The sequence below is a fragment of the Chloroflexia bacterium SDU3-3 genome (assembly GCA_009268125.1).
Lineage (GTDB): Bacteria > Chloroflexota > Chloroflexia > Chloroflexales > Roseiflexaceae > SDU3-3.
Window position 1 is genome coordinate 1 of record WBOU01000020.1, and the last position, 18,944, is coordinate 18,944.

The 18,944-nt window shown below is 68.4% G+C and carries 12 protein-coding genes; 3 read left to right on the forward strand and 9 right to left on the reverse strand.

Going from position 1 to position 18,944, the window contains the following annotated elements:
- Positions 1-218 precede the first annotated feature (218 nt).
- A complete protein-coding gene (locus F8S13_23935; GenBank protein KAB8140284.1) occupies positions 219-530 on the reverse strand; it encodes a hypothetical protein in 312 nt (103 codons plus the stop codon).
- A 572-nt stretch (positions 531-1,102) separates the two neighbouring features.
- On the opposite strand from F8S13_23935, the gene F8S13_23940 reads away from it, so the two are divergent.
- A complete protein-coding gene (locus F8S13_23940; GenBank protein ID KAB8140285.1) occupies positions 1,103-2,092 on the forward strand; it encodes an HNH endonuclease in 990 nt (329 codons plus the stop codon).
- Here F8S13_23940 and F8S13_23945 read toward each other — a convergent pair.
- The 4 genes from F8S13_23945 to F8S13_23960 form a co-directional block, all read right to left on the reverse strand.
- Complete coding sequence (locus F8S13_23945) at positions 2,089-3,636, reverse strand: hypothetical protein (protein KAB8140286.1); 1,548 nt, start codon at positions 3,634-3,636, stop codon at positions 2,089-2,091. The two genes, F8S13_23940 and F8S13_23945, sit on opposite strands and share 4 nt — an antisense overlap.
- Positions 3,637-3,777: 141 nt before the next feature.
- Positions 3,778-9,657, reverse strand: coding sequence for a hypothetical protein (locus F8S13_23950; GenBank protein ID KAB8140287.1), 5,880 nt, complete (start codon positions 9,655-9,657; stop codon positions 3,778-3,780).
- Positions 9,658-9,907: 250 nt separating this feature from the next.
- Entirely contained in the window at positions 9,908-10,642 is a 735-nt protein-coding gene (locus F8S13_23955; GenBank protein KAB8140288.1) for a sulfite exporter TauE/SafE family protein, read from the reverse strand.
- Positions 10,643-10,888: 246 nt separating this feature from the next.
- Positions 10,889-11,596 (reverse strand): hypothetical protein, encoded by a 708-nt coding sequence (locus F8S13_23960; GenBank protein KAB8140289.1) that lies wholly within the window; start codon positions 11,594-11,596, stop codon positions 10,889-10,891.
- Between the two features lie 222 nt (positions 11,597-11,818).
- On the opposite strand from F8S13_23960, the gene F8S13_23965 reads away from it, so the two are divergent.
- Positions 11,819-12,292, forward strand: coding sequence for a hypothetical protein (locus F8S13_23965; GenBank protein KAB8140290.1), 474 nt, complete (start codon positions 11,819-11,821; stop codon positions 12,290-12,292).
- On the opposite strand, the gene F8S13_23970 is transcribed toward F8S13_23965, so the two are convergent.
- From F8S13_23970 to F8S13_23985, 4 genes are read right to left on the reverse strand one after another with little or no spacing between them, the layout of a single operon-like run.
- Positions 12,289-12,741: a hypothetical protein gene (locus F8S13_23970; protein KAB8140291.1), complete on the reverse strand. Its 453-nt coding sequence runs from the start codon at positions 12,739-12,741 to the stop codon at positions 12,289-12,291. The two genes, F8S13_23965 and F8S13_23970, sit on opposite strands and share 4 nt — an antisense overlap.
- A gap of 26 nt (positions 12,742-12,767) precedes the next feature.
- The gene (locus F8S13_23975; GenBank protein KAB8140292.1) at positions 12,768-13,364 is read right to left on the reverse strand and encodes a hypothetical protein; all 597 of its coding nucleotides are present in this window, start codon (positions 13,362-13,364) and stop codon (positions 12,768-12,770) included.
- 18 nt (positions 13,365-13,382) lie between these two features.
- On the reverse strand, positions 13,383-14,315 hold the full coding sequence (locus F8S13_23980; protein KAB8140293.1) for a PrsW family intramembrane metalloprotease: 933 nt from the start codon (positions 14,313-14,315) through the stop codon (positions 13,383-13,385).
- Positions 14,316-14,330: 15 nt separating this feature from the next.
- Positions 14,331-16,865, reverse strand: coding sequence for a hypothetical protein (locus F8S13_23985; protein KAB8140294.1), 2,535 nt, complete (start codon positions 16,863-16,865; stop codon positions 14,331-14,333).
- A gap of 255 nt (positions 16,866-17,120) precedes the next feature.
- Between F8S13_23985 and F8S13_23990 the strand changes: the two genes are divergently transcribed.
- Positions 17,121-18,932 carry a GAF domain-containing sensor histidine kinase gene (locus F8S13_23990; protein ID KAB8140295.1) on the forward strand — a complete coding sequence of 604 codons (1,812 nt, stop codon included), beginning with the start codon at positions 17,121-17,123 and terminating at the stop codon, positions 18,930-18,932.
- Positions 18,933-18,944 lie beyond the last annotated feature (12 nt).

The window sequence follows — 18,944 nt, forward strand, 5'->3', positions numbered from 1 at the left end:
CAATGGCAGTGCAGCTTGTTCACCCTGGCCATCGCGTGGCAAAACCGCCAGCACGCGTTCGGTCTATCCATGCCCGTTCGCTGGAAAGTGTACTTCTGACACTTCCCAAAAGTGACACCATGTGAGGCGGCAACACCCTGCGGCATGCCGATCTTCTCACCGGTAGAGAAAAAAGCAGCCTGGCTGCGCTTGGTGCAGCCTTCCCGCTACGGTTGGGATTATGGCCAGCAATCTTCTCCATGCACCTTCGCCGGATGGGCAAGGCCAACATGATGCATGTACACTTCACCATGAACCATGTCGGGCGCTGCAAGAACCATGTTGAGTTTGACATGAACCATGTTGGGTGCTGCAAGAACCATGTCGAGTTTGACATGAACCATGTCGGGCGCTGCAAGAACTATGTTGAGTCTGACATGAACCATGTCGGGCGCTGCAAGAACTATGTTGAGTCTGACATGAACCATGTCGGGCGCTGCAAGAACTATGTTGAGTCTGACATGAACCATGTCGGGCGCTGCAAGAACCATGTTGGGTATGTCATTCTTATAATCACCGCCCTAGGTGATCACCGCATAGGCCACCAGCACATCGCCTCCGTAGGGGCGGGCCTCGTACCCGCCCGCATCGTGTGCCGCAAGCGCAACCAACCGATCACAGACATAGAGACAGTAAAAATCCTTCGCGCATCTTGCAAAACGCATTGGCCCTAGCCCCTGCTTAGGGTCTATGGGTTCTTGCCATACAATGCGCTGGGGTGAACGAGCAACGCCGGAAGCAGTGCCGACGTTTTCTTCCAGCGTGGGATGCTCGCGAGGTGTTCGGTCGCCTGCTTCCCTTCGCGCCTTCGCGCCTTCGTCGTATTCGTTCCCTTCTCTCCTTGGTGTCTTGGCATCTTGGTGGTAAAAATGTGCTGCCGGACGAGGGCGCATCGTCCTTCGGCCCTGCCAACCAGATATTGACCAGATCCGCCCCTTCGCAGTATGATAGAGCCCATCGCGAGGCGGCGCGCCCACACCGTGAGCGCGCCGTCTTCCTCTGTCTCACGCAGGCCGCGACCCGCCTGCGCCGGATCGTCACTTGCATCAGAAAGCTAACAGCCATGAGCCTTCTAGGGTACTCACTGTCGCCCGCAACCTGCGCCCGCTGTGGGAAGGCGATCAAGCTCTTCGACAAGGTCCAATTTAACAAGGCCACCAAGCGCTGCTCGACCTGCGAGGCCGAGGTGCGCGAGGCCCTGGCCAACTTCCGACAGGCCTTCCTCACATCCAGCGCCGACGGTATGATGACCGCAGCCGAGTGGGATCAGCTGGTGGAGATGGTGCAGCGCGACGGGGTAGAGCTAGAGGAGGCGCTGGGGTCGGTGCGCGGCGAGGCCATCCAGCTGCTTGAGCGCACCCTGGCGATCGCCGCCGCCGACGGGATGCTCACCGATGGGGAGGAGCGCGATTTCCTGCAGCTGCAGGGCCTGCTGCAGGTGCCCAGCGACATGATCCTGCCGCAGATCGAGTGGATGCGCTACCTGCGGCACATCACCCAGATCCGGCGCGGCGAGCTGCCCACCTACGAGACCAGCGTGCGGCTGGCATCCGACGAGATCTGCCACCTGGAGGTGGCGGCCACCTACCAGCGGGTCACGCACGACCAGATCATGGCTGACGCCGGGCGGCTGCTGGCCAGCAGCAGGCGGCTCTACTTCTTCTCGCCCAACGGCGATATCGAGGTGGCCTACGCGGCGATCAGCCGCGTCGAGCAGCGCTCTGGCGGGGTCTACCTGCAGCTAGATCAGCGGCTGGGCAGCGGATTCTACGGGCTGGAGGACTCGAAATTTGTTGCGGCGATCATCGAGACGCTGGCGCGGCGCGCTGGCGGCCTGCGCGACCAGCAGGCCCAGGCCGACCAGGGGCACATCCCGCGCGAGGTGAAGATCGCGGTCTGGAAGCGCGACCAGGGCCGCTGCGCCGAGTGCGGCTCGCAGTCGTACCTAGAGTTCCACCACATCATCCCGCCCGCCAAGGGCGGCGCAAGCTCGGCCCCCAACGTGCAGCTGATCTGCCAGACATGCTACAGCACCCGGGGCGCGCTCGACTAGCCCAGCTGCCGCTCGACATCCCACATCACCTCGGCGATGCTGTCGGATGCGCGGCGCTGCCACTTGTAGAAGGTATCCTCATCCACATCGGCCAGCCACTCCAGCACCTGCTCTAGCTCGCCGGGCGAGCGCTGGCCCTGGCGCTGGCGCTCCTCGCGCAGGCGGCGGGCCTCGGCCAGCGCGCCCTTGCGCGACAGCTCGCGCACATAGGGGTAGTAGAGCACATTGTAGAAGCGCCAGGCCTCGCCGACCTTGGGGCCAGCGCTGTCCTCGGGGCGCAGCGACTCGATCTGGGCGATCAGCAGCTCGCGCAGGGCCGAGACGCGGGCCAGGCGGTTGTCGGCGGCGCTGGCGTCGGCCAGCCACGGCTCCAGCTGGCGCATGGTGAGCAGCGGGCTGTTGACCATGCGGGGCGGGTTCTTGAGCGCGGTGAGCGCCTTGCGCACATCGTTCTTGAAGGCCTTCAGCCGCGCCAGATCATCGGCATCGGGCGCGTCGGCGGCGCTGGGGGCGGCTGGCTCCTCCTCGGCGGCGGGCAGCTCCTCCTCATCGGGCGGCAGCAGCGCGGTCACCGGCTCGGTGCCCAGGGCGGTGGCGAACTCGCGGGCCTCGAAGCGGGCATCGCGCTCGGCCTGGCTGAAGAACACGCGGTCGAGCAGGGTGCGCCCGCTGTCGAAGGCGGTGTGGGTGAGCGTCACGAGGCTGATCAGGGCCAGCAAGCCGCCGACCGACACCGGCGTGACGATGAGCATCAGCGCGATGTAGAGCGCATCCAGCACCACAATGCCGGTGAGCGTGTAGATAAAGTCGCGCTGGATGTTCTGCCCGCCCAGCAGCATGCCGTAGTGGGCCACGCTGTAGCCCAGCAGCACCACGCCAGCGAACACCATCACATAGGCCACCAGCGGGCTGAACCAGCTGCCCAGCAGGTAGCCCCCGCCCAGAAACAGCCCGCCGATAATAAACAGCACCGCGCCGCCCAGCAGCACGCCGATCGAGCGGCCCAAAGCCCGCGAGGCCTCGTCGTGGCGCTGGGCCAGCGCGGCGCGGGCGCGCGTCAGATTGTAGAGCGCCCCGATCGTCATGGTCATCTGGTAGATCATGTAGATGGGGTAGAGCGCGCCGGGGGCCACCTGCAGCGGGGCGGCATCGTAGCGGTTGAACAGCGCCGAGCAGGCATCCACCGCCACCACCAGCAGCGCCACCAGGTAGGCCGCAATCACGCGGCGCGGCACCAGCATATGCGGCGCGCTGGGCTTGCGAATGGGCAGGGCGATCACACAGCTGATGTGGAACCAGATCGCCAGCGGCAACACCGAGCTCCACCAGGTGAGGCGCTCGACCAGCGCAAACAGCCCTGGGTCGGCCAGCGAGTCGGTGAGCGCGGCGGCGAAGAAGTAGGCCGCTTGGCCAAAGGCTGCCGCCACCGAGAGCGCGATCAGCGGCGTGCGCAGCAGACCGCGCACCAGCAGGTAGAGGCCCAGCCACAGAAACAGGGCATAGCCCACCAGCTCGGCAAAGATCACCACAGCGCCGCCGAACATAGCCTCTCCTCATTCATCTCTATACGCATGCTAGCGCGATTGTACACGGGGTTCTCGGAATTGGCAAAGGCCATTCTTCCCGCCCAAAAAAGCGGGCTGGCGGTGAGTACCGCCAGCCCAACGAAACCGCCAGACCACCGCCTAGCTCCAGGCGCTGAGCGTGGCGATCAGGCTGCGGCCAAGGCGCAGCAGCTGCTCCTGGCGGCGCTCGAACAGCACATACAGGCCGATCAGCAGCATGCCCACCACGCCCATCACCACCCAGGTGTTGGCCGCGCGCATGGGGTCCACGCCCAGCCACAGCGCGCCAAACACCACGGCGGCCACGCCCGCCACCAGCGGCACCTGCAGCCGCCGCAGCACCCCGTAAGCGATGGAGAGCAGGCCCTCGCCGCACAGCGCGAGCGCCAGCAGCAGCGCCCGCTGGCCATCGGCCAGCACCGCGCGGGTCGCGCCCAGGCCCAGCAGCATGCCCAGCCCGGCGCACTCCAGCACCCGCGAGAGCTGGCGCTGGCCCTGGAAGCGCCGCAGGCCATCGGCCAGGGCCAGCAGGTAGAGCGCGGTGGGCGCGACGTACCATTCCGGCTCGACCCGGCCCCAGACCCACAGCTGCAGCAGCAGCGCGGCCACCAGCGCGGCGGCGGCGGCATACACCAGCATCACCACACGGTAGCGCACGGCGGCGGTGGAGAGCAGCAGCGCCAGCATCACCAGCGTGAAGATCAGCGCGAAGAGCTGGCCCACCAGCGGGGCGACCAGGCCGATCAGCGCCGCCAGCCCAAGCCCAACGAACAGCGGCCCCGCGCGCAGCGGGTGCAGCCACACCGCGCAGGCGGCGGAGGCGCGCTGGAAGCGGCCACCCACCCACGCGACCAGCCAGCCCAGGGCGGCCAGCACCACCATGTCGGCCATAGCGTAGGCGCACACCCAGATCATCGGCATATCGTCCAGGCGCAGCAGCAGCAGCGCAGCCTCCAGCAGCACCAGCGAGAGGACGGCCAGCGCCACCTTCCGCTCGGCGCTGGCCAGCACAGCGGCCAGGGCGGCTATACAGACCACCTGCCAGAGCGCATCCCAGGAGGCCGCGCCCATCACGCTCGATATGGCCAGGATAAGCATGCCACATGATGCCACAGCCCCAGCGGAGAGCACCACCGTAAGGTAGATCGGCGTGCGCAGCGTGGGGGCCGTTTGCCGCACACCCAGGGCCAACAAGGCCTGTGCCCAGGCCAGCAGCGCCAACAGCCACAGGGTCATACTATCTAGCGAGCTGCCCATCGCCCAGGACTGCCCAAATACCAGAGCCAGATCGAGCGACACCAGCGCGAAGAAGGCCATCCAGCTCTTTTTCTCCCGCCCGAGCAGCCAGCCCCACCCCAGCGCCGTGGCCAGCCAGATCAAGCTGAAGCGCAGCATCTGCTCGCTGTCGCTCCACAACGTAGGTGCAAAGGTTATGCGATAGGCAGAGGGGCTAAAGGCCATTGCCAGCGGCGCGAGCAACAGCAAGCCGCCAGCTATCACTCGGTAGGGCCGCGCGTAGGCGGGCGCGGCGGGGCGCAGCGCCTCGGCCAGCAGCGCCAGGGTGAGCAGCAGCGGGATGTAGGCCAGCGAGGCCGGGAAGGCCCCCCATAGCACCAGCGCCACGTCGGCCAGCATCAGGGCCAGCAGCCCCAGCAGCCCGCCCACCAGATAGCCCAGATCGGGCGCGCGCCACAGGTAGCAGGCCAGGCCCGCCACGCCCACCAGCGCGAGCACCGCGCCCGCCTGGTAGGGCTGGAACAGCTGCGGGTAGCCCACCAGCGCCAGCAGCAGCGCCTGCGAGGCCGAGATCAGGGCAAACACCTGACCTGGCGCGCTGACTATGCGCCACGAGGTGGTGCGTGCCAGCCCCGCCGCCAGCGTATAGCACGCCGCCAGCGCCAGCAGCGCGGCCAGGTTCTCGCCAGGCGACGCATGGAAGAAGTTCAGCGACAGCATGGCCCAGGCCTGCGCGGTAAGCATCAGCAGCCAGGCCCAGCGCGCCTGCCGCCACATCAGCAGCTGGGCCAGCCACACCAGGGCCAGCATGCCCAGGCCCGGTAGGTGCGCGCCATAGGTGCCAAACGATAGCGCAGTGAACACCAGCGCCAGGCCCACGCCCGCCGCCTGCAGCACCAGCGCGTAGCCGCGCCGCAGCGAGCCAGGCCAGTAGCGCGCGGCCACGCAGGCGGCCGCGCCCAGCGGCAGCAGCGCCAGCGCGCGATGCGCGCCATCCATCGCCGCCAGATCGAGCATGGCCCAGCCCCACAGCGCCGCCAGCGGCGGCACCAGCGCCAGCGCCAGCGTCGCCAGCCCCTCCTGCCCGCGCCGCCCAAACGCGGCGAAGCGCCCACGGTGGGTGCTGGCCGCCACCAGCGCAGCCAGCGCCACCAGCACAGGCAGCGCCAAACGCTGCGGCGCTGGCCCCAGCGTACACGCCAGCACCCCCACCTGCGATGCGATCAGCAGCCCAAAGCCGTAGAGCGGGGAGGCGACCCGCACGCGGTGCGGCTCGCTGGCTACGCCCGCCGCCACATAGGCCAGGGCTAGCAGCGCAAAGCCCAGCAGCGCCACATCCACACCTGCCGCCAGCGCCACCAGCGTGCTGGCCAGCGCCAGCGGCGCGAGCGCCAGCGACACCCACAGCCAGCGCTCGCGGCGCTGCAGCCGGTAGGCCAGCGCATAGAAGCCCACTGCGGCCCAGCGCAGCCCGGCCACGCCCCAGCCCGCCCCCAGCTGGCTGGCCAGGGCCAGCGGCAGCAGTACGTGGGCGGCAGTGCGCAGCCCCAGCCCGAGCACATCGTTCCGCGCCAGCCAGCGACCCGCCAGCAGGTAGGCGAAGCCAAATGCCATCAGCAGGCCCGACATGGGTAGCGAGAGCGCCAGATCGGGCGAGAAATCAAGCATCGCAAGGCCGATAGGCAGCGCCAGCGCGGCCAGCAGCGCCCACATCGACCTCGGCTCCATCACCAGGGCCAGCACATAGAAGGCGCAGGCCGCAAACAGCAGCAGCGCTGGGGCCGCGCCGCCCAGCCCCAGCGGCACGCCCACCGCCAGCACCACCGGCACCAGCGCGTGCGCCACCAGGTACGGCGGGCGCACCAGCGAGGGCCGCCAGCGCCGCAGCAGCTGCGCGCCCAGCAGCATCAGCCCGGCCAGCGCCACGCAGGGCAGCAGCCACAGCGCACGCGGCCCCGGCACGGCCAGGCTGGTGAAGGCCAGCAGCGATCCGGGCGCGCTCACGCACGATACCCACATCCAGCGGCGCTGGCGGTCGATCAGGGCCTCGGCCAGCATGTAGCAGGCCACGATCAGCAGCCCAAAGCCCAGCCAGTAGGCCATTTCGGCGTGGAAGTGCCCCAGCGACAGCGCCGCCGTCACCGATCCCGCCGCCACCGCAGACTCGCCCCACACACGGCGGCGGCGCAGCAGCGCCTGCGCCACTAGCGTCAGCGTCAGCAGGCCCATGCCAACAATATGCAGGCCCGCGCTGCTAAAGCTGATCAGCGTCAGCGTAATCGCTAGGAGCGCCGCAGCCGCCTGAAGCGCGTCGTCGTAGCGAGGCCGCAGCGCGCCGGGCCAGTGCCGCGCCGCCACACACGCCGCCGCCGCAAGCGGCAGCAGCGCCACCGCCCGCTCGGCGGCGGAGAGCGCCGCGAGATCGAGCATGGCCCAGCCCCACAGCGCGCCCAGCACCACCAGCGCGGCCATGGCGCTGGCGGCGGCCTGCTCGCGCAGCATCCTGCCCAGCATCGCCATCCGCCCGCGGTGCGCAGCGGTGGCCGCCAGCGCGCAGAAAAGCAGCAGGATCGGCAGCGCCACACGCAGCGCAGGCCCTCCCGCGAGCACCGCATCGGCGCAGGCCAGCGCGGCAATTACCGCCCCCAGGCCGTAGAGCGGCGCGGCGAACCGCCCCCAGCGTGGCTCGCCCAGCGCGCCGCTGGCCAGGTAGCCCAGCGCCAGCAGCGCGAACAGGGCCGCGCGCAGCGCCGCATCCACTTGCAGCAGCAGCAGATCCGTGCCCGCCGCAGCCGCCAGCAGCGCCAGCGCAGCCCACAGCCAGCGCACGCGCCGCGACAGCGCCGAGCACAGCGCGTAGAACCCAGCCGCCATCCACAGCAGCCACGACAGCTCCCACGTCAGCCCGATGTGCAGCAGCAGCACCAGCGGCGGAATGAGGTAGGCCACCACCAGCGGACCAAACGTGGCCGGGTGCTGCTGCCACCAGCGGTGCGCCAGCACGCGGTAGAGCGCGGCCAGCAGCAGCAGGGCGTACCACGTGGCAGCGGCGACGCGGAAGTCAAGCGAGAGATCCTGCAGCACGATCGCCAGCGGCAGCAGCGTCGCCGCCACCAGGCCCCAGATCTCAACCGGCTTCTCGCGCAGCACGATCAGGTAGAAGCCCAGCGCGGCCCAGGCCGCCATGGCCATGGTGGCGTGCGCGACGCCCAGCCCCACGCCCACCAGCAGCGCGAAGGGCACGATCACATGCGCCGCCTTCCAGAGGATCGCTGCGATCTCCTGCTGGCCGCGCAGCGCCGCCCGCCCGCCCACCAGCAGCGCCTCAAGCGCGATCACCAGCGCCATCCACACATCCGGTCGCCCCGGCGCTACCGCCAGACCGGCGGCGGCCATCGCCAGCGGCGCGAGCAGGCTTGCGGCCCATGCCCAGATCGGGTTGCGGCCCAGCGTGGCGGCCAGCAGATAGAGCGCCGTGCCCGCCCCAAACGTGAGGGAGAGCATCCACGGGTCGAGCAGCCCGCCCAGCCAGAGCGGCACCGCCACCAGCAGCCCCGCCAATCCAAGCAGATGCGCGACCCATGTGAGCTGCGGGGCGAACTCGGCCCGCCCGCCGCGCTCAAGCCGCCACGCCAGCGCGATATACCCCGCCATCGCGGCCACCAGCGCGGGCGGCACCGCCTGCCAGGAGATGAAGCTGGCCGCCGCCGCCGCCAGGCTTGCGCCAGCCAGCCCCGCATTCACCACAAAGAAGCGCTGGCCAGTGCGGCGCACCGCCCAGGTGTAGAGCGGCACACACGCCAGCGAGGCCAGCAGCCACGCGGCCTGGTTCCCCACGCCCATGGTCAGCGTGATCGCGGCCATGCAGATAGGGGCCAGCGCGCCGCTCACCGAGCGCAGCCCCGCGCCCGCGCTCGGCAGCTGCCAGCGGCGCTCGATCCTATCGCCCGCCGCCCAGAACGAGCCAGTCACCACGGCCATCAGCACGCACTGCAGCATGCGCGGGAAGCTGGCCCAGTTGAACACCACCAGCACCACCGACGAGACCAGCATCAGGAACATGCCTAGGTACAGCATCACCTGGCGCGTGCGCAGCGCCAGCGCGCCGGCCCAAGCCCGCTCCAGCAGCGATGGGGTGGGCGGCGTAGGCGGCGTCTGAACCACATTCTCCTGTTTCTCTGCTGCCGACGCCTGTACTATCGCAGGCGCTGCCTCACGCTCCGCCGCCGCCGACACCTGCGCCGCCTCAGCCACTGGTTCCCGTTCCTCCGCTGTCGGCAGCGGTGCCGCTGCCTCCGCTGTCGGCAGCGGCACCGCTGCTGCATCCGCCGCCTCTACCGCGTTGGATAGCCATTCTGGCAGCGGCGCAGGCGCGGTCAGTGCCTCGGCTGGCACCGCCGTTGGGATCGCATCATCGGTTGGCGCAGCCACTACCTGCGCCTGGGCCTCTAGCAGCCAGGCGGGGATCGCCTGCTCGGGTGCGGGCTGCGCCTCGGGCGGCGCAGGGGCGGGCTGCGCCTCGGGCGGCGCGGCGGGCCAGGGGCGCGGGACGCCGCGCGACAGCACCAGCCGCCGCACCGGCGCGGCCTCATCCGCCGTCAGATAGCCCGCTTGCACCCAGGTGTGGATCAGGCGCTCCATCTCGCCATACAGCACATCCGGCGGCACCGCTGGCGCGCTGGACTGGCGGATGCTGACAAAGATCAGACCGAGCACCAGCATCACCAGCACCAGGAAGCAGAAACAGCCGATAAGTTCATACATACGCCGTGGCTCCTTTTCTGTTGCCAATCTGGGCCCAGACTACGCCACCAGCAGCTGTACAAACCAGGGAAAGTACTGCCAGCTTCTGTATCGGCCCGGCAAAAACTGCGCTGCAATGCAGAAAAGAAAAAAGCCCCGCCTCATCGGCAGGGCCTGCTCGCTACGGTCGAGATCATGGCCAGTACCAGCATCACCGCACCTTCGCTGGATGGGCAAAGCTGCAATTTTATGTCAACATATCTCCAGATCGCTAGAGCAGCATCCGCACGCCCGCCAGTACCGCCAGGCCCAGCGCCAGATTCTCGAACAGCTCCTGGTTGATAAAGCGGATCAGCCAGCGCCCCACCAGCGCCCCCGCCACCGCAAAGGGCGCGAGCGCCAGGCTCACCTGCAGGCTGCCCATGTTCACCATGCCCAGCCCCACGCTAAACGGCACCTTGAACAGGTTCAGCACCAGAAAAAACCACGCGGTGGTGCCGATAAACACCATCTTGGGCAGGCGCATCGCCAGCAGGTAGATCGCCATGATCGGCCCCGCCGCGTTCGCGATCATGGTGGTGATCCCGCCGAACAGCCCGGCCAGCGGCCCCACCCAGCGGCGCGGCGGGGCATCCGGCGCGGCGGGGCTGCGGCGGCGCAGCAGCACCATGCCCACCAGCGTCACCAGCGTCACCCCGATCAGGCGCTTCATCAGCGTGTCGTCGATCCGGCCCAGGGCCACGGCCCCGATCACCACGCCCGCCGCTGCCCACGGGAACAGCCGCAGCAGCTGCGGCCAGTCGGCCTCGCGCCGGTAGGCCGCCACCGCCACCACATCCCCCGCGATCAGCACGATCAGCATCACCCCCACCGACTCACGCGCGGGGATGATGCTGGCAAACAGCGCCACCGCCAGAATCCCCAGACCCGTCACCCCCGTCTTCGACATGCCCACGATAAACGCCGCCAGGGCCGCCAGCGCCCACTGCCATAGCTCCATAGCCATCTATTCCTTCCCAGGCTGCCTACCTACCTATTCTTCGCAGCCAGAAGCATCATATACCGCTGAGCGTAGCAGCCAACGCCCACACCGTCAAATCGCACCGACCTGCCGAAAAGCGACGGCTGGCCATGGGCGATTCATAACGATAGGATCAAGGCGGTATCGGTTTACAGCATCAGAGAGGGATGTATATTGAGAAGCTACTCACACAATGGGGTATGACAATTAGGCATTCTGGTATACAATAGCCTACGACGCGATGCCCGGAGCCTCGTAGGGGGGGAACCGACTATGGCTGATCAACACTGCCGCCGCCTCTTGCTCGGTAAGAATATAGCTCGGGATCGCGCGGCGGCGGCGCTCGTAGGCGCTTACCACCCGGTGATTTCCATCCAGAATCACATACTGGCCGCCATCTAGGTGCACCAGCCCATGGGCGTGCGGCAGCAGCACAATCGGCGGATGCTGGATGCCTTTCGGCACCAGCACGTGGCGCACGTAGGGCATATTGATGTCCACCTGGCCCTGCTGGAACGGCTCGACCAGCGGCTCGACCGGCAGCGGGCGGGCCATGCGGCCCGTCACCAGGGCGTAGGCGGGCGTCACCCGCCAGCAGAAGGTCTGGCGTAGCTCGGCCACGGTAAACACCAAGATCTGCTTCATGCCCTGGGCCAGGGGGATGGTGGGCGCAAGCTGCAGCGCCCGCATGGCAAAGTGGCCACGGGCCAGCAGCCCGGTCAGCGCAAACAGCAGGGTCGCCTTACGATCCTTCAGCTGCCCTGTGGTCTCGGGCCACGAGAGCGCGGCGGCGATCACCTGATCGACCAGGCCAGCATCGTCGTACTGGATGGCCGCCGCCAGCGTGCCAAGAAATTGCCGCTCGGGGTCACGCCGCGCCGCGATCAGGGCCAGCGTGCGCGCCGGGGTGGGGAAGCCGGAGAAGTTGGGACGAGCCATTCGCTGCACAGCACCCTCGGGAACACAGTGTCGAACATTCGTTCGTTTCTATCCTAGCAATCCCTGAGGCGATTGTCAAGGCGCGCCCAACGCCACAAGCCCCTGCGCATGCCCTCGCTACGAAGCAGCATCGCACATGGGCATGGCAGGGCCAGGGCGCGCAGCGCACCCGATGGGATGCCCGCAATAATGTAGAACGCTATGACACAAAGGAGCAAGATGATGGGGATACGCGCACACTTTTCCGATCAGGAATGGCGGCAGATCTACGAGGCACCAGTATTTGCGGGGCTAGTGATGATCACCGCCAAACGGAGTGCGCCGGTGCAGGCGGTGCAGGAAATGTTTGCCGTCAGCCACGCCATCATCAAGACCGACCAGCGCGTCCACAGCAGCGAGCTCATCGGCGAGATCGTCGAGGCGATCAAGCAGCGCGAGCGCTACGAGAAGATCGCGCCCAGCACATCGCTGGGCGACGCCCACGCCAAGGCGCTTGAGCACATCCGGGCAGCCGCCAGCCTGGTCGACAGTCGGCTGCCCAGCGAGTCGGCCAGCTTCAAGCGCTGGCTGATCAGCATCGGCCAGCTGGTGGCCGACACAGCGCAGCAGGGCAGCACGCGCGAGCGCGGCGGGGCCACCGCGCTGGCCGAGCCAAGCGCCCTGCGCGATCTGCGCAGGGCGCTCGGGCTGGCCTAGCCGCCAAGCTCGTCGGGGGTGACGCGGGCCAGCTGGCCCAGCGCCGCCAGCACATCGGCCAGGGGCGCGGGCACCAGGCCCTGCGCCGACCGCCACACGGCGGTGCGCCGCCCCTGGCGCACCGCCAGCTCGTAGCTCACGGTGTCGCGGCCATCGTCGGCGGGGGGCGCGGCGGGGCCAGCGGCCAGCAGCGCGCCCACGGTGCCCACCAGCGCCTCCATCTGCGCCGCGCTCAGCGTGCGCTCCACCGCCACCGCGCCTTCGACGCGGCTGGGGCTGCGGCGGTAGGTCAGCCGCCCGCTGGCATACACCAGCAGCTCGCTGCGGCGGAACACCAGCCCGCCCGCCGACCGCAGCCGCAGCCAGCCCCCCGGCGGGAAGCGCGCCACCAGCCCCGCGCTCTCCACCTCATCCCCGATCACGCCTAGCACACGCGGTTTCTCAGCCATGGGGCCTCCTCAAACATACCGGCGGGCTACAGCCGCACCGAGGCGATCAGCCGATCAAACAGCTGGCTGGCCCGATCGTACTCCGCCTCGGGCGCGGCCAGGGTCAGGTAGTAGGTGCGGTCGCCTGCCACCACCACATACTCGCGGGCCACCACCACCACCGGCAGCGAGGGGCGGCGCGGCTCGTCGATCGGCTGGGCCACATAGGCGTAGCGGATCTGCCGCGCCGTGATGCCGCCCACTAGCGCCTCATCGGCGGCGAGGAAGTGGTAGCCCTGCTGGGTGCTGCGCTCCGCAATCGCGCGGTTCACCTGCTGCTCAAGCGTGGGCGCCGCCGCCGGGTCAAGGTCGCGCACGTCCACCGTCAGGCGGGTCTTGAAGGCCGACTCGACGTAGGGGTCTTCCAGGCTCAGCAGCGCGCCCTGCAGCGTGCCCACCTCGCGCCAGCCCGCCGGATACTGAAACTGGATGGGCGCATCCGCCGACTGGAACGCGCTGGTGCGGCCCTCGCTCTGGGTGCGCAGCACCGCGCCTGCGGCCAGCGCCAGCGCCACCACCAGCGCCACCGCCAGATCCGCCCGCAGGAACGGCATCGAACGATACGCCGCGCTATCTGTCGTCATGGTTTGCTCCGCTCTTGGCTAGATCCCGATCCGCCCGATCTTCACCGTCGTCACCCGCCGCATCAGCCCGATCAGGATGGCGAACACCACCAGCGCCACACCCAGCCCCAGCAGCAGCGAGCGCCACGGCGCCACGCCCAGGCCGCTGGCGCTCACCTCGCTAATCAGCCAGCTAAACAGGCCATTGCAGGCCGCCGCCAGCGCCACGCCCAGCGCCACCCACCATGCGGGCCGCCGCTCGAACTTGGCCGCCGCCATGAAGTAGCCCATCAGGCCGCTGAACGAGGCCATGGCCAGCGCGGTGGTGGCCACGCGGATGCTGCCGGGGCCGAGCGCCACCCCGCCGTTCTCTAGGATGAAGCGCAGGTTGAGCAGCGTGGCGCAGCCCAGACCGGCCACCGTGCCATACACGATCCCATCCATGCGCTCGTCGAACTCGGGGGTGGTGTAGACCGTGGCCCGCACCGCCAAGTAGGCGATCGCCTGGTAGGTGAAGCCCACGATCAGCGTGGAGGCCAGCAGCGAGGTGAGCGTGCTCTGGGGTGCCCAGTCGCCTACGCGGAACCAGTCGCGCACCAGCCGCACGCCCACCACATCGGTCAGCAGCAGCGCGGTGATGAACACCAGGGCGATATTGCCCTTCGGCTCCGGCTCCAGCCGATCTTGGGCGTAGAAGAAGACCAGCCACAGCAGGCTGGGCAGCAGCGCCACCGCCACGCCCACCGCCACCAGCGCCGCGCCGTGCAGCGGCGGCAGCATCCCGGCCAGCCAGGCCAGCGCGCCGCACACCAGCGCCACGCCCGCGATCTGGGCCAGGCCAGCCAGCCACGCGCCGCCGTTCGGGCGGTTGACCGCGGCGAAATGCTCATCGCAGTAGGCCCGCCCATTGATGGTGTGGAAGGGCGGCGCGAGCGGCCTGCCGCACACGCAGCACCCCGGTTGTTGTGTCATGTCTGCTCTCAATCTCTACCCCCGCCCGCGCCGCATGGCGATATCGATCTGCACCGGGTTCGGGTCATCGCTTGTGATCTCCACGCCATCATCCGAGACAATCGAGCGGTAGCCGCCCGCCAGCACGATCACGCTGTAGGTCTTACCACGCGGCACCGAGCTATCGGTGCGGAAGTAGCCGTCATCGTCGCTCACGGCGGATGTCAGCACCTCGTCATCCGACACCTCGCCGTCGTCGGCCACCTGGCTGGCGCTCAGCTCGGGGCGGATGATGAACACCTGGGCGCCGCTCACCGCGCGCCCGGTGTCGGCGTTCTGCACATTGCCCTCGATAAACACCTCGTCTGCGCTGCTGGGGGCCGGGGCCGACCCGCCGGTGCCCGCCGTGCACACCGCCAGCGACACATCATCCACAAAGAAGCTGCTCAGGTTGCCGCGCGTGTTCTCCACGGTGAAGGTGAGCCGGATGGTCTTGCCCGCAAACGCGCTCAGGTCGAACTGGGCCTGCTTCCACTCGTCGTCGCCCTCGGATGATGGCTGCTGCTCGATCGCGCCCAGCACATCGCCGCCGCTGTTGAGCACCACCGCCGAGAACACCGAATCGTTCGAGAGCAGCCCGCCCAGCCCGCTGTACTCCTGGTGGATCAGCCGCCAGTAGCTCAGCTGCACCGAGCTGGCGTTGGGCGGGATGCTCAGCTCCTGGTAGATCAGCTGCAGCGGCTCCTGATCGGTGCCGCCCAGCCACACGCTGCGCTCGCCGCTGCGGGGCAGCTCGGGGTCGATCAGCGAGAAGTCGCCTGCGGTCGCCTCCACCCAGGCCTCGTTGCTCTCAAAGCCGCCGTTCACCAGGCCCTCGGTGCAGCCCTGGGGGATCGGCTCCTCCTGGTCGGGCTGCGCGGGGATGTTGGGCACGGTGCTGGTGTCGGCGGGGGGCGCGGGCAGCTGCTCGCCGCCGCCAGTGTCGATGCCCACCTGCGCGAAGGCCTGCGCCACCGCCTGAGCGTCGGCCTCACCGTACAGATCCTGCGCGGCGCGCACCGTGGCGGTGGCGTGGTCGCTAAAGTCGGATGAGGGCGTGAGGTACTCGGTGAGCGTGCGATAGTAGATCGCGCCGGCCTTGTCGCGGCCCAGCGCCTGGGCCACTAGGAAGGCGGCGTGGTTGGGGATGCCGCTGTTCACATGCACGCCGCCGTTGTCATACGAGCGGTTCAGCGGCAGGTTGGCGTAGTCATCGAGCGTGGCGGGCTGGCCCACCGCGCTCAGCGGGTCGCGCGGGTCGTACTGGCCGCCCAGCGTAGGATCCTCCAGGTCGCGCAGCACCGCCGCCGGGTAGGGCGGCGAGTTCACCACCTGCTCGCCCAGCGTCCAGTTGGCCGAGTCGATCATGGTGGCCATCACATCCGAGTACGACTCGTTCAGCGCGCCCGACTGGCCCTCGTAGACCAGCTGGGCGGTGGCGTCGGTGACGCCGTGGGTCAGCTCGTGGGCCACCACATCCAGCCCGTAGGCCAGCGGCTTGAAGATCTCGCCGCCGTCGCCGTAGATCATCTGGCGCAGCTCGCTGACCCAGGCCGCGTTCTCCGAGTCCTCGGATGATCGGCCGTAGTGCACCGTCGAGACGATCGCCATGCCCTGGCCGTCGATGCTGTCGCGCTTGAAGGTGTTAAAGTAGTAGTCGTAGGTCTTGCCCGCGTTGTCGTGGGCGGCCTGGGCGATCGCATCTTTTGATCGCTCGCCCTCGTCGATCAGCTTGCGGCCTGGCAGGCGCGTGCTGTTGCCCGCCGTGTAGGTCACGCGGCGCTTGCCCTGGTTCAGCCGGTCGAAGGCGTGGATGACCCACGGGCGGCTCGCACCCACAAAGTACTGCCACTCGCCCAGCGGCTGCTCGGTGAGGATGCGCACCGACCATGCCAGGCGCGGCTTGTTGTTCTGATCGACATAGACCATCAGCTCGGTCTTGTCATCGAGCACGGTGGCGCGCATGCCCAGCTGCTCGGCGGGCTTCAGCTGCACCTCGCGCAGGTCGCGCAGCGCCGTCGCCGCCGCATCCGCCGCCGTGATCGCCGACTCGGTAGGCACATCCAGGCCGGGGAAGACATGGCCGTTCACCGTCACCGGGCGCAGCTGCGCATCCAGGTGCACCACCAGCTGGCGCCCAAACACCGGCAGGCCGTGGTAGCGCTGGTCGAAGCGCAGGTGGTACCAGCCCAGATGCGGGTCCGGCTCGATCCGCAGCAGATCCAGCTCGCTGGCCACATCGGCGATACCGAAGATCTGGCGATTCTGGTCGAGGAACGCGCGGGCCGCCGCCTCTGGGGTGGCCGCGCTGGCCGTGGGGGCCGCCGATGGCAGCCGCCCCTGGCCCTGGGCGCTCAGGAAGGTGGCCGAGGGCAGATCGGCATCCCACCGCACCTGTAGGGGAGCGCCAGCCCTGCGCTGGAGCGCGCGGAACGCCTCGTGCGGGTCGGGCGCGGCGCTGGCGCGGGGGGCCGCCTGGGCCGGGGTGCCGAGCGCCACGATCAGCGCCAGCATGCCAGCAGCCCGCGCCATAGGCGCGCGCCACTTGGGGAGGGGGCGTGGTATCAAGGCAGTTCATCCTGTCTCAAGGCGGAAGCCATCGGAGAGATCCTACAACAAAGCGTATCGCGTTACAAGCAGCAATTCTCGCGCCGCCAGCCCGCGCTCACCCATTTAGGTGATGCCCTCTCACCACAACGATGCGGGGCATTGGCAAGCAACACATGCTACACTACAGAAAAAACAAAGCTACCAAAATATGGGAAACGCCCAACCAGTGTATGTGCTATGAAAGAGATTGACGACCACTTTTCAAAAGAAGAGATCAAGCGCCGAAGCAAACTGTTCTATGGAACGCTGATGGTGCTGCTGCTCCCCTTTATCTTGATCCCCCTGCTGCTCTCGCTGATCATACGTACCTTCTACCCTCAGATCCCAATCCCTAACCACCCGGACATGATTGGCAATGTGATCACGCTGTTCCTGATCATCGTGGCCATGGTCGTGCTGGTGCGGCTCGGCAAGCCGACGCTCTCGGCCATCCTGCTGGTCGGGATCTGGCTCACCGCAATCATCATCACGCTGGTCAATGGCAGCATCAACGACAACGTCGCGGCGCTGCTGGTCATCCCGATCATCATCGCCGGGCTGCTGATCAATGGCCAGGCCAGCATCTCGATCGCCCTGATCTCCAGTGCGCTGGTCTGGACGATCGCCTGGTTCAAGCAGGATGCCCCCATCCTGTTCCTCGATAATCGCATCCAGTTCCAGCCCCAGTATGGGCACGCCATATTCTGGACCGCGCTATTCTGGACGATCGCCGGGCTCACCTGGATCCTCTCGAACACCATCCAGCGGGCGCTGCGCGAGAGCCACGACCAGGCCCTGGCCTTCAGCCAGCTGAGCGAGCAGCTTGAGCAGCGTGTGGCCGAGCAGACGCTAGAGCTGGCCCGCCGCGCCAACCGCGCCGAGGCGCTCTACGATGTGAGCCGCGCCCTGGCCAGCACGCTCGATCTGCTGTCGGTGCTGAACATGATCGGCGAGCAGGCCGCCCACCTGCTGGGCTTCGAGGGCGCGCTGGTGCTGCTCACCGACAGCGAGACCGGCGAGTTTGTGGTGGAGGGGGCCTCGCACGCGGCGATCAACACCTTCATCCTCGCCACGCTCCAGCCCGCGCTCCGCCACGTGCTGCACTCCAACGAGCCGCAGATCATCGCGCTGGGGGCCGGGGCTGCGGGCGAGAAGACCTCGGCGCTGGCCCTGCCGCTGCGCTACGGTACCAATGTCGAGGGTATCCTGATGCTGATGGACAGCCGGGGCGCGGCCACCCGCTCCAGCGACGACCTGCACCTGGCGCAGGGCCTAGCCGACCAGGCCGCGATCGCCATCGCCAACACCCAGTTCCTGGAGCAGGCCCGCGAGGCCGCCACGCTGGAGGAGCGCACGCGGCTGGCCCGCGACATCCACGACACGCTGGCCCAGGGCCTCACCGGCATCGTGATGCAGCTGGGCGCGGTGCAGCGCGCCCTGGCCCACGCCCCCGGCGAGGCCGAGGTGCACCTCGATCTGGCCCAGCGCATGGCCCGCGAGTCGCTGGCCGAGGCCCGCCGCTCGGTCTGGAACATGCGCTCGCCCGCCCTTGAGCGCGGCAACATCGCCGACGCGCTGGGCAACCTGGCCGCCCACCCGGCCCAGCCCGGCCTACAGGTCGATCTGGATGTGCGCGGCGCACCCTACCCGCTGGAGACCGCCGCCGAGTCGGCGCTGCTGCGGGTGAGCCAGGAGGCGCTGGTGAACACCAGCAAGCACGCCAAGGCCACCAAGGTGCAGATCCAGCTCGACTACACGCCCGACGCGATCTGCCTGCTTATCTGCGACAACGGCATCGGCTTCCAGAATATCGACAAGGTCGACACCGCGCCCACCCCAGGGGTGCGCGGCGGCTTCGGCCTGATGGGCATGCGCGAGCGCCTGCGGGCGCTGGGCGGCAGGCTCGATATCACCAATAGCGCGGGGGCGCAGGTGCGCGCCACCATCCCGCGCGAGCGCGCCCAGCCATCGCAGCCCAACCTGCTGCACGAGGCAAATCGCGACATCTAGCTGTGGGCAATC